General features: G+C 32.2%; 9 protein-coding genes. All 9 read left to right on the top strand.

The window, feature by feature from the left end:
* Window positions 1-65: 65 nt before the first annotated feature.
* The 9 genes from ACE939_RS06260 (at window position 66) to ACE939_RS06220 (ending at window position 12,179) form a co-directional block, all read left to right on the top strand.
* Window positions 66-2,027, top strand: a complete 1,962-nt coding sequence (locus ACE939_RS06260; protein ID WP_378188419.1) for a thiamine pyrophosphate-dependent enzyme — start codon at window positions 66-68, stop codon at window positions 2,025-2,027.
* Window positions 2,028-2,327: 300 nt separating this feature from the next.
* Window positions 2,328-3,326 (top strand): SDR family oxidoreductase, encoded by a 999-nt coding sequence (locus ACE939_RS06255; RefSeq protein ID WP_378188012.1) that lies wholly within the window; start codon window positions 2,328-2,330, stop codon window positions 3,324-3,326.
* A gap of 46 nt (window positions 3,327-3,372) precedes the next feature.
* Window positions 3,373-4,653 carry a nucleotide sugar dehydrogenase gene (locus ACE939_RS06250; RefSeq protein ID WP_378188011.1) on the top strand — a complete coding sequence of 427 codons (1,281 nt, stop codon included), beginning with the start codon at window positions 3,373-3,375 and terminating at the stop codon, window positions 4,651-4,653.
* Between the two features lie 36 nt (window positions 4,654-4,689).
* On the top strand, window positions 4,690-6,204 hold the full coding sequence (locus ACE939_RS06245; protein WP_378188010.1) for a lipopolysaccharide biosynthesis protein: 1,515 nt from the start codon (window positions 4,690-4,692) through the stop codon (window positions 6,202-6,204).
* The gene (locus tag ACE939_RS06240; RefSeq protein WP_378188009.1) at window positions 6,205-7,482 is read left to right on the top strand and encodes a hypothetical protein; all 1,278 of its coding nucleotides are present in this window, start codon (window positions 6,205-6,207) and stop codon (window positions 7,480-7,482) included.
* Between the two features lie 52 nt (window positions 7,483-7,534).
* Window positions 7,535-8,515: a polysaccharide pyruvyl transferase family protein gene (locus ACE939_RS06235; protein ID WP_378188007.1), complete on the top strand. Its 981-nt coding sequence runs from the start codon at window positions 7,535-7,537 to the stop codon at window positions 8,513-8,515.
* A 1-nt stretch (window position 8,516) separates the two neighbouring features.
* Window positions 8,517-9,620, top strand: a complete 1,104-nt coding sequence (locus ACE939_RS06230; protein WP_378188006.1) for a glycosyltransferase family 4 protein — start codon at window positions 8,517-8,519, stop codon at window positions 9,618-9,620.
* 4 nt (window positions 9,621-9,624) lie between these two features.
* On the top strand, window positions 9,625-10,746 hold the full coding sequence (locus ACE939_RS06225; protein ID WP_378188004.1) for a glycosyltransferase family 4 protein: 1,122 nt from the start codon (window positions 9,625-9,627) through the stop codon (window positions 10,744-10,746).
* A 2-nt stretch (window positions 10,747-10,748) separates the two neighbouring features.
* Window positions 10,749-12,179 carry an MBOAT family O-acyltransferase gene (locus ACE939_RS06220; RefSeq protein ID WP_378188003.1) on the top strand — a complete coding sequence of 477 codons (1,431 nt, stop codon included), beginning with the start codon at window positions 10,749-10,751 and terminating at the stop codon, window positions 12,177-12,179.
* Window positions 12,180-12,220: the final 41 nt, after the last annotated feature.

The raw sequence follows: 12,220 nt of genomic DNA, 5'->3' as shown, positions 1-12,220 counted from the left end.
TTATGAAGTTAACTACTAGCCAAAAAGAAGAGAAAAATTTGGTAATCGAATTTGCTTTAGATTCCATGACTTTTACTAATGAACTTTTATTAAAGTTGTATAAAGCGATGTTGCTATCTAGATGTATTGAAGAAAAAATGCTCATTTTATTGCGTCAGGGTAAGGTTTCAAAATGGTTTTCTGGGATTGGTCAAGAAGCTGTTTCTGTGGGGATAACGTTGGCTTTGATGGATACAGAATATATACTCCCTATGCATCGCAATTTGGGAGTGTTTACTTCAAGAAATATTCCGTTACATCGACTTTTTAGTCAGTGGCAAGGTAAAGCCGGTGGTTTTACAAAAGGAAGAGATCGCTCTTTTCACTTTGGTACACAAGAATATTCTATTATTGGTATGATTTCTCATCTTGGACCACAACTTGGTGTTGCTTGTGGCATTGCATTGGCAGATAAAATCAATTGTAGAGAACGAGTAACTGCTGTGTTTACGGGAGACGGAGGAAGTAGTGAAGGAGATTTTCATGAAGCTTTAAACATAGCCTCTGTATGGGAACTTCCCGTATTATTTTGCATTGAAAATAATGGTTATGGTTTATCCACGCCAGTATCAGAACAATATAACTGTACAAATCTTGCAGATAGGGGAGTTGGGTATGGTATGGAATCTCATATTATTGACGGTAATAACATTTTGGAAGTCTATAAGAGCATCAATACCTTGGCATTAGATATGCATAAAAATCCAAGACCCGTCTTAATAGAATTTAAAACATTTAGAGTTCGTGGACATGAGGAGGCTAGCGGTACCAAATATGTCCCAGAAGAAGATTTGATTTTTTGGAAAGCTAAAGATCCGTTACGCAATTTTGAGATATTCTTGAAAGCGCAAGCTATTTTAAATGAAGAAATTAAAGAAAAATATAAAAATGAAATCGAGTCTAAAATTGATACAGATTGGAAAATTGCGCAGGATGAAAAAGATATCGTAAGTACTAATCAAGCTGAATTGGATGATGTTTTTTCTGACTTCTCAAGTCCCATTCACACACAGAATATGGTAAAAAGTGAAAAGCGTTTTATAGATTCAATTTCTGAAGCTTTACTTGAATCTATGGAAAAGTATGAAGAATTGATCATTATGGGTCAAGATATTGCAGAATATGGGGGAGTATTTAAAATTACAGATAATTTTGTATCAAAATTTGGTAGAGATCGCGTACGTAATACTCCTATTTGCGAATCCGCTATTATTGCAGCTGCATATGGATATGCAATAAATAAGGGAAAAGCAATTGTAGAAATGCAGTTTGCTGATTTTGTATCTTCTGGTTTTAATCCTATCGTAAATTTACTAGCAAAATCACATTATCGTTGGGGTCAGACGGCTGATATTGTAATTCGCTTACCCTGTGGTGGTGGAGTAGGAGCAGGGCCTTTTCATAGCCAAACCAACGAAGCGTGGTTTACAAAAACACCAGGGTTAAAAGTGATATATCCTGCATTCCCTTTTGATGCCAAGGGATTATTAAACCGAGCAATATCTGACCCAAATCCTGTATTATTTTTTGAACATAAAGCATTATATCGTTCTGTCAAGCAAAAGGTGCCTGATGGTTATTATGAGTTGCCAATAGGAAAAGCAGCATTAGTTACTGAAGGATCACAGGTTACGGTAATCTGTTATGGGGCAGCAGTTCATTGGGCACTTGAAATCTTAAAGAAAAATTATAAAATAAAGGCTGATCTTATTGATTTGAGAACTTTACAACCTCTGGATACAGAGACAATTTATACATCTGTTAGAAAAACCGGTAGAGCAATCATTTTACAGGAAGATAGTTTATTTGGAGGTATTGCTTCTGATATTTCGGCTTTATTAATGGAAAATTGTTTCAAGTATTTAGATGCACCAGTTACTCGGATAGGAAGTTTAGATACCCCCATTCCATTTAATTCAGAATTAGAAAAAAAATATTTAGCCAAAGCACGATTTGAAGAAGCTTTGATTAGTCTTATAGAATTCTAAGAATAGTATTAGTTGTTATAAAAGTTAAAGTTATCTAAAGGATGTTCTGTTATTTTCTTGTTAATTTAAGTCAAAATTTGTTTAAATACTACAAACTCAATGTTTATGTAAGATATTGATTTTAAGTTATTTGTTTAAAACTATTCGATAAAAGGCTGTAAAAGACAGCTAAGATGCTATTACAAATTTTTGAAGTATTTATTCACATTGAATGCTCGGTTGTCTATTCGATTGTGATATGTTAATTTCGCACCAGATGTTTGTTAATGTACAAATGTTACTGAGAATTAAACTTTTAAAATGAATACGAAACAATTAGAAGTATTACGTGCATCAAAGATACTTGTGACAGGCGCTGCTGGCTTTATAGGGTCTAATTTGTGCGAGCGTTTGTTGGAGATAGGAAGTTCGGTTGTAGGTCTGGATAATTTTGCGACTGGTCACAAAAAGAATATTGCCCATCTAGAAAATAAAGAAAACTTTAGTTTTATAGAAGGAGATATAAGAGATATTGAGGACTGTAAAAAAGCTTGTACAAACGTAGATTACGTGCTTCATGAGGCTGCTTTGGGTTCAGTACCACGTTCTATAAACGATCCAATAACGAGTAATGAGGTTAATGTTAGTGGTTTTTTAAACATGTTGGTTGCAGCCAACAATGCTGGTGTAAAGCGTTTTATCTATGCAGCAAGTTCATCTACCTACGGTGATTCGACAAGTATGCCAAAAGTCGAAGATGTTATAGGAAAACCTTTGTCCCCTTATGCTATAACAAAATATGTGAACGAACTCTATGCTGAAAATTTTAAAACTACTTATGGTCTAGATACTATTGGGCTTAGATATTTTAATGTTTTTGGACGTAAGCAAGATCCAAAAGGCGCATATGCAGCTGTTATTCCAAAATTTGTAATGCAATTTATGAATCATGAGGCACCTGTAATTAATGGAGATGGTTCATACTCCAGGGACTTTACCTATATTGATAATGTTATTCAAATGAATTTATTGGCAATAACAACTGATAATGAAAATGCCTTAAATCAAGTTTACAATACCGCTTATGGAGAGCGAACATCGCTTAATGAGCTAGTAAGTTTGTTAAAAGAAAATTTAGCTAATTATGATCCTGATATAGCATCGATAGAAGTTGAAAATGGTCCAGAGCGAAAAGGTGATGTGCCGCACTCATTAGCGTCTGTAAATAAGGCAAAACAATTATTAAATTACGATCCTGAGTTTTCTATTAAAGATGGACTCAAGGAAGCTGTATCGTGGTATTGGGAAAATCTCAAATAAAATTCGATACAAAAGAAACCACAACCACCAATTTTAATAAACATTCATGGAAAATACTAAGATAGCCATTATAGGCCTAGGCTACGTGGGCTTACCCCTTGCACGACTTTTTGCAACAAAATATGCTGTTGTTGGATTTGATATCAATCAAACCAGAATCGATGAACTTAATAATGGTATAGATAGTACGCTCGAAGTAGAAGATACTGTTTTACAAGCGGTTCTTAAAAGTTCTGCAAATAGTGCTATTGGATTATTTTGCTCGTCAAGTCTTGATGACATTAAAGAGTGTAATTATTACATAATAACAGTGCCAACGCCGGTCGATAAAAATAACCGTCCAGACTTAACACCTTTATACAAATCAAGTGAAACTGTAGCCAAGGTATTAAAAAAAGGTGATATTGTAATTTATGAATCTACAGTGTATCCTGGTGTAACAGAAGAAGAATGCGTACCGGTATTAGAAAAAAATAGCGGACTACGCTTCAATATAGATTTTTACGCGGGGTATTCTCCAGAAAGAATCAATCCAGGAGATAAATTACATACCGTTGATAAAATACTTAAAGTTACCGCAGGTTCAACTCCTGAGATTGGAAAAAAGGTCGATGCCTTATATAATTCTGTAATTACCGCAGGTACCCATTTAGCACCGACCATCAAAGTTGCTGAGGCGGCAAAGGTGATAGAAAACTCTCAACGCGATATAAATATAGCCTTTGTCAACGAACTTGCTAAAATCTTTAATTTAATGGATATCAATACCAATGATGTTCTAGAAGCAGCGGGTACAAAATGGAATTTCTTACCCTTTAAACCAGGACTTGTAGGTGGACATTGTATTGGGGTAGATCCTTATTATCTAGCACAACGGGCTCAAGAGTTTGGATATCATCCTGAGATCATTTTGGCAGGTAGGCGACTTAATGATAGTATGGGACAGTATGTAGCTTCTGAAATAATTAAGTTAATGGTTCGTAAGGACCACAAAATTAAAGGTAGTAAGGTTTTGGTATTGGGCATTACATTTAAAGAAAATTGTCCTGATGTTCGAAATACTAAGGCTGTAGATGTTATTAATCAGCTTCAAAGTTTTGGTACAGAAGTGACCATTTATGATCCGTGGGCAAATCCAAAAGAAGTAATGCATGAGTATGGTCTTAAAACAACTCAAGAACTACCACAAGAAAAATTTGACGCTGTTGCCCTCACTGTTGCACATGATGCATACAAAAAACTTGATTTACATTCATACCTAACTACTAATGGTGTAATCTACGATGTAAAAGGATGTATTAAGGAAGCAGTAGATGGTAGACTGTAAAAAGAGAAAAATTTAAACCTAATAAATATCTAAGAGTTGAGTCAAATTAAAAAGGGAGCGTTATTAAATTATACTACCATTGTATTAACCAATGTTGTTAGCTTACTACTCACACCTTTTATTATACAAAAAGTAGGGGATGCCGAGTATGGTATTTATATTGCTATTGGTGCTCTTGTTGGATCTATTTCGGTATTAGATTTTGGTTTAAACAATACCGTAATAAGGTTTGTTGCAAAATATCAAGCGGAAAAAAATTTGACAAAAGAGCGTGATTTTTTGGGGACTGTAATACTATTGTATATAGGTATTTCTTCCATTATTTTAATAGTGGGAAGTGTTTTTTACTACAATATCGATACTTATTATAGTAAAATGTCACCCTCTGAAATTGAAATAGCAGAAATAATGTCTCTCATTTTGATTTTTAACTTAGCGATAAAACTCCCTGGCGGAGTATTTATGGGAATTTGTTCTGGTTATGAACAATTCGTTTTTCCAAAAACTTTAAACATCATACGATATATTATTAGATCAGCTATGGTGGTTGGTGTCTTATTATTAGGAGGTAAGGCTATTGCTATTGTAATTATTGATACTCTTATGAATATAATAGTCATTGGAGCTAGTGCCTATTATGTTATCAAAAAATTAAAGGTTAGATTTACTTTCAATGCATTTCAGCTTTCATTTATAAAACATATTTTGGGCTATTCAGTATGGATTTTTATTTTTTCGTTGGTAGGGATGTTTCAATGGAAAGCTGGCCATATTGTACTTGGAGCTTTAGTTAAGCCAGAGGTTTTAGCAATTTATGGAATCGGTATCATGTTAGGAACCTATTATGGAGCATTTTCTACGGCTATTTCTAGTGTTTTTCTTCCGCGAGCTGCAAAAATGTCCGTAGGAAAAGCATCTGGTGAAGAACTAACAACCATGATGATTAAAGTTGGACGTTTATCCTTTATCGTACTACTTTATATTTTAATAGCTTTTGTATTGTTTGGTAAACAATTTATAAATCTATGGGTTGGATCCAATTATTACGATTCATGGATAATTGCTGTAATGATTATGGTGGCCTATACGGTACCACTAGTACAGGGTTTTGGAAATTCAATTTTGGAAGCTAAAAATAAAATTTCTTTTAAAGCAGTTCTTTACTTATCCTTTATGTTACTAGGTACTGGTGCAGGAGCATATCTCGCAAAAAGTTATGGTGCTATAGGTATGATAACTGGTTCAATGATCGGGTGGATTATTGTTCAAAATATTATGAATGTATACTATCAGAAAGTTATTGGATTAAATATAATTAGATTTTTTAAAGGATTATTCTCAAAGTTAATTATTGTAGGGGTTCTAGTAAGTATAATCGGATATTTTATTAATTATATACCAGGAGCAGGTTGGCTTAATTTTGGTTTGAAAGGTATTTTATTTAGTATGGCATATGCGGTTTTGATCTTTTCTTTAGGAATGTATGAATCAGAAAAAAAATTATTTACTGATGGTTTCAATTCAGTGTATTTAAAATTTAAAAAAGCGTAAATGAATAAGTTTAAACTTAAAAATATTGAATTTCAGAAAGAAGGATATAAAATAGCTTACGATTATGAATTCGATAAAGAGATAAAAGAATATTTTCAAGAGAACAACCCTTTTTATGTACTATACGACCAAGATATTAGCGATACTCCTTTAAGTCTTGCTTGTATTCCCTTATTATCCAACATCATGCCTATTTCTTGGTTTGTTGGTTTTGATGTCTATATTGATGAAATAGATGAAACGTTTTATAACTCTCTAAAGATTTTAAAGCAACAATTTCAAAAGTTTCACCCTACTGTTGATATCAAAGGTGAATTGCATGTTAACACTATTGTTCCAAATTTTATTAATGGAGATAACACCTCGTTATTGTTTAGTGGAGGATTAGATTCTTACGAATCCCTTACTAGAAACTATGATAAAAACCCTTATCTAATTAGTATTCATGGTGCAGATGTTGAAATAAAGGACACAAAGAGATGGAAAGAATTTAAAAAATTCAATGCCGAAGAGAAACTTTTAGATTTATCAAAATTATTTTATGTCGAATCAAATTTACGAGAGTTTTATACGTATAAAGTTGATTTGTTAGCAGATCTTGGTTGGTGGGGTGCTGTTCAACACGGTATGGCATTATTAGGAGTTTTACCTCCATTAAGTTATAAATACGGAATTACTAATATAAATATAGCTGCGTCTGCGACTCACGAGGTTACATATAGTTGGGGCTCTTCACCAGTTATTGACGAAAATATGAGATGGGCAAATACTAAAATAACGCATGATGGTTACCATTTGAGACGAACTGATAAAGTAGATAATGTAGTTAAATTTATACAAAAATCATCATATGATATAAAATTGAGGGTTTGCTACGCAGAAGCACGTACAGGTTACAATTGTAATACGTGCCATAAATGTCAACGTACAATTTTAAGCTTAATTCTCACTGGTGCAGATCCAAAATTGTATGGATTTAATGTGCCAAATAACTTCTATAATTTAATTTTTAAAAATTTTGATGAAAATACTGTAATGACTCAAGGTCTAAAATATCAATGGACCTGTATACAAGAAAAAGCAGCATCAGTTGATAGTTTTTTTGTAATAGATAACGAAGAGTTTGAGCGTAATGAGATACAAAGGTTTATTAAATTGGATTTGGATGAAATTGTAAATAAGAACGAAATGAAGGTTAAACAAAATAAACGTAGAAAATTTATTTTAAAACAAAAGTTTCCAATTCTTTATAAACTTTATCGCTCACTAAAAGCATAAACACTAATTGATAAGACAATCAAACCTTAAAAAGTATACTAAAAATATATATATGAAATACGGACTATTAACCTACGTTGAAGGAAAAGAAACATATAATGTTGGGGATTATGTACAAAGCCTCGCAGCAAAACAATATTTACCAAGAATAGATAGGTTTTTAAACAGAGAGAAATTAGCAGATTATAGTCAGGAAAACATTAAGTTGATAATGAATGGATGGTTTACACACAACATTCATCACTGGATACCCTCAAAGGAAATAGATCCGCTTTTCGTTTCTTTCCATATGAATTCTACTGCCGCTCCTTTTATGCTTACAGAAGCAGGAATAACATACTTAAAAAAGCATGCTCCTATTGGATGTAGAGATAAATTTACAGTTAAAATTCTACAAGAACAGGGTATCGATGCTTACTTTACAGGATGTTTAACGCTCACTTTAGATAATTATAAAGTAGATGACTCATTAAGAGATGAGGAAATATATATCGTTGATCCATTTTACAATTACCCAACAAAAGGGAAATTAATGCTAAGTCCTAAGAATTTTGTAAAAGGAACTTTAAAAGGAGATATTTTTAATCTTAATAAGGCTCAAAAACATCTAGAAAAAGTGGTAGATAAGGATGTTCTAGAACGTGCCAATTATGTAACGCAAGTTTTGCCGATAGGAAAACAAACTGAAGAACAAAAATTTGCATATGCCGAAGAATGTTTGAAAAAATATGCAAAAGCAAAATTGGTTATTACTTCTAGAATCCATTGCGCTTTGCCTTGTCTAGCAATGGGAACTCCAGTTATTTTTCTAGATGGTTTTAACACTTTTGTGGATACATGTAGATTTGATGGGATTTCAGAACTTTTCAATAGAGTAGATGTCGCTGATGATGGAAGTTTTACTGCAAATTTTGATTTACCTGGTAAAATTAATTTAAATACTATGGTAACTAATTTGGGGCTACATCATAAACTAGCAGATCCTTTGAAAGAAAAATGCAAGGCTTTTATCAAAAAATCTGTTACCGTTTAAGATGAGATTACTTTATATCACAAATCAAATTAGCGGAGCTGCGGGTCTTGAACGTGTACTTTCAATAAAAGCAAGTTACTTGGCCGAAAAATTGGGATATGAAGTACATATAATTACTTTAAATCAAAAAGAAGATACGTTATTCTATAATTTTAGTAGCTTATTAAACTATCACGATTTAAAAGTTACAGGTAATCCAATTATTTATTTAAAACAGTATGCCTGTAAAATTAGAAAATTGGTTAAAAAAATTGATCCTGATATAATATCTGTTTGTGATGATGGTCTCAAAGCTTTTTTTTTGCCTGTCATCTTGCACAAAACTGCACCTATTGTTTACGAACGACACGTATCAAAAAATATTGAAGTTCAAACAGAAAACGTATCTATATTAAAAAGACTCAAAACTAATTTGACGTACAGAATAATGAATTTTATGGGGTCTAAATTCGATAAATTCGTTGTTCTAACTAATGATAATTTGAAAGAATGGAACCTACGTAATACTGTTGTAATTTCTAATCCATTATCCTTTTATCCAGATTTAACGGACACTTCTAATTTGTCAAATAAAAAAGTATTAGCTGTAGGAAGGCAATGTTATCAAAAGGGATATGATAGATTGTTAGAGAGCTGGGGTGATGTGGTATGTACTAATTTAGACTGGAGTTTGGAGATTTATGGTAAAATAGAAAAAGGAGACCCTTATGCTGATTTATCAAAAAAATTAGGAATTAATAATTCTGTTTTCTTTTATCCTCCAGTAAAAAATATTGGTGAAAAGTATCAAAAAGCTTCAATTTATGTTATGTCTTCTAGGTTCGAAGGTTTTGGGATGGTCTTAATTGAAGCCATGGCATATGGATTGCCATGTATTTCTTTTAATTGTCCGTGTGGTCCAGAAGAAATAATCGATGATGGAATTAACGGTTTTTTGGTACCTAATGGAAATATTAATGAATTTGCAGAAAAAATTAATCTTTTGATATCAGACAAAGATCTAAGACAACAAATGGGAAGAGCTGCTCGATTAAAAGCCAAATCATATTTACCCGATGTAATTCTTCCTAAGTGGGATATTCTTTTTAAAAGTTTATTACAATAGCCATATGAAAATTGCATTTTATACAGATCAAACTTACCTTCATGGTGGTATAGAAAGAGTGTTATCTAATAAGATTAATTATCTATTATCAGAAACCTCTCATGAGGTATTTTTAATTACATCAGAGCAAAGAGGTAAATCCTCTTGTTATCAAATGCATCCCAATGTAAAGCATCATGATCTTGGTATAAATTATAATAGACAAAAGAGTTATTTGGATCTTAGAAATCTGTTAAAAGCACCAAAACACTTTTTTCGGTTGAAAAGAAAACTAAAAGAGTTACAACCAGATGTTTTAATAATTTGCAATTATGCTTTTGATTTCTTCTTTATTCCTTTTTTAAGTAGAAGAACTCTTAAGATCAAAGAATACCATTCTTCGAGATTTTATTATGATATTGAAAGAAAAGGTAATACTTCTTTTAAGAAAAAAATAAAATACAAAATCGATGATTATATTGAAGCTAAGTATGACTATTTAGTACTACTTACAGATGACGAGAAGCAATATTATAAATCTAGTAACCTTGTTGTAATACCCAATGCTATTACATCGTATCCTACAACTTCAGCCGTTTTAGAGGCAAAAAAAATTATCAGTGCAGGTCGTATAGCTCCTGTAAAAGGTTTCGAAAAATTAATTTGTTGTGTAGAGAAGGTTTTTAAAGTATATCCTGATTGGTCACTTGAAATTTATGGAGGTGGAGATACTTTCTATATTAATGAATTGAAAAAATTAATTGCCGAAAAAAATCTAGAAAACCATATCAGATTATGCGGGTCAACCAGCGAGTTAGATAAACAATTATTAGCATCTTCTATTTATGCAATGTCCTCAAAAACAGAGTGCTTCCCTATGGTGCTCTTAGAATCATTATCTAATGGCTTACCAGTCGTTTCTTTTGACTGTCCCAATGGTCCTCGTAACATTGTTACCGATAGTGTAGATGGAATTTTGGTAGAGGATCAAAATATAACTGAACTTTCACAGGCATTACTAAATCTAATTGGAAATGAAGAATTAAGGAAAAAGATGGGGCAAAAGGCTAGAAAAAATATGCTCCGGTTTAAACCAGAAATTGTTATGAAAAGATGGGAAGCTTTGTTTCTCAAAAATACTAATTAATTATGTTGTTTAATTCTTTTGAATATCTAATTTTCTTGCCAATAGTCTTTTTAAGTTATTGGTTCCTTTTTAACAAAAAGATTTCTATCCAAAACTTATTATTATTAATAGTAAGTTATCTATTCTATGGATGGTGGGATTATCGATTTCTCTCATTAATTGCGTTTAGTTCTTTTGTAGATTATTTCTGTGGTCTCTATATTAAAAAATCAAGTAGTAATTCTAGAAAAAAGATATGGCTTACTATAAGCATGATTGTCAATTTAGGATTTCTAGGGATATTCAAATATTTCAATTTTTTTTCGAAGTCCTTTGCAGAGGCGTTTAGTACTGTTGGGTATGAAATGGATGCATTAACATTGGATTTTATTTTACCCGTTGGGATAAGTTTTTATACTTTTCAAACAATGAGTTACACTATTGATATTTATAGAGGTAAATTAGAACCTACAAAAGATTTAGTAGCATTTTTTGCATACGTCAGCTTTTTTCCTCAATTAGTTGCTGGGCCTATCGAGAGAGCAACAAATTTACTACCACAATTTCATAATAAAAGACATTTTGATTATAACAAAGCTTCAGATGGATTAAGACAAATTCTTTGGGGTCTTTTCAAAAAAGTAGTTGTAGCCGACAATTGCGCGATAGTTGTCAATCATATCTTTGATAACTATACAGACTTAAATGCTAGTGCTTTACTAATTGGCGGAATCTTTTTTGCGTTCCAAATTTATGGGGATTTTTCTGGATATTCTGATATTGCAATTGGTACCGCCAGATTATTTGGATTTAATCTAATGCAAAACTTCGCTTACCCTTACTTTTCAAGGGACATTGCAGAGTTTTGGAGACGATGGCATATATCTTTATCAACTTGGTTTAGAGATTATGTATATATCCCTTTGGGAGGAAGTAAAGGAGGAGTATGGATAAAGATTCGAAACACATTTATCATATTTATTGTTAGTGGCTTCTGGCATGGGGCTAACTGGACTTTTATATTTTGGGGTTTTTTAAACGCATTGTATTTTTTACCACTTCTTTTGGCAAAAAGAAATCGAAAAAATACAGATACAGTCGCTCAGGGTAAAATTTTTATCAGTGTTAAAGAATTGTGTCAAATATTCTTCACTTTTTTATTAACGATTATTGCTTGGATCTTTTTTAGAGCAGATAGTTTACAAACAGCTTTTTCTTACTTAAGCGGTTTGGTCACCACAAGTTGGCTTACTCGACCTAATGTTGATATTAAACCTTTAATTTTTATCGGGTTACTCGTTGTAATTGAATGGTTTCAACGTAATAAAGCTCATGGCTTACAAATTAGTACAATTAAATATATGCCATTGCGCTGGAGCATATATTTATTATTTATAGGTATAATTTTAGTTTTTGGAGCCAAATCTCAGTCATTCATTTATTTTCAATTCTAACATGGTACAGTTTCTTATAAAGAGTGTTGTTTTTTTTGGTT

Origin of the sequence: Aquimarina rhodophyticola, from assembly GCF_042434915.1 — a bacterium.
Lineage (GTDB): Bacteria > Bacteroidota > Bacteroidia > Flavobacteriales > Flavobacteriaceae > Aquimarina.
Note: the sequence above shows the minus strand (reverse complement) of the source record. Positions and strands in the feature narration are given on the sequence as shown.

What these genes read in the sequence shown, in the direction of transcription:
- ACE939_RS06260 (WP_378188419.1), top strand. Translation starts at nt 66, where the DNA reads ATGACTTTTACTAATGAACTTTTATTAAAGTTGTATAAAGCGATGTTG.
- ACE939_RS06255 (WP_378188012.1), top strand. Translation starts at nt 2,328, where the DNA reads ATGAATACGAAACAATTAGAAGTATTACGTGCATCAAAGATACTTGTG.
- ACE939_RS06250 (WP_378188011.1), top strand. Translation starts at nt 3,373, where the DNA reads ATGGAAAATACTAAGATAGCCATTATAGGCCTAGGCTACGTGGGCTTA.
- ACE939_RS06240 (WP_378188009.1), top strand. Translation starts at nt 6,205, where the DNA reads ATGAATAAGTTTAAACTTAAAAATATTGAATTTCAGAAAGAAGGATAT.
- ACE939_RS06235 (WP_378188007.1), top strand. Translation starts at nt 7,535, where the DNA reads ATGAAATACGGACTATTAACCTACGTTGAAGGAAAAGAAACATATAAT.
- ACE939_RS06230 (WP_378188006.1), top strand. Translation starts at nt 8,517, where the DNA reads ATGAGATTACTTTATATCACAAATCAAATTAGCGGAGCTGCGGGTCTT.
- ACE939_RS06225 (WP_378188004.1), top strand. Translation starts at nt 9,625, where the DNA reads ATGAAAATTGCATTTTATACAGATCAAACTTACCTTCATGGTGGTATA.
- ACE939_RS06220 (WP_378188003.1), top strand. Translation starts at nt 10,749, where the DNA reads ATGTTGTTTAATTCTTTTGAATATCTAATTTTCTTGCCAATAGTCTTT.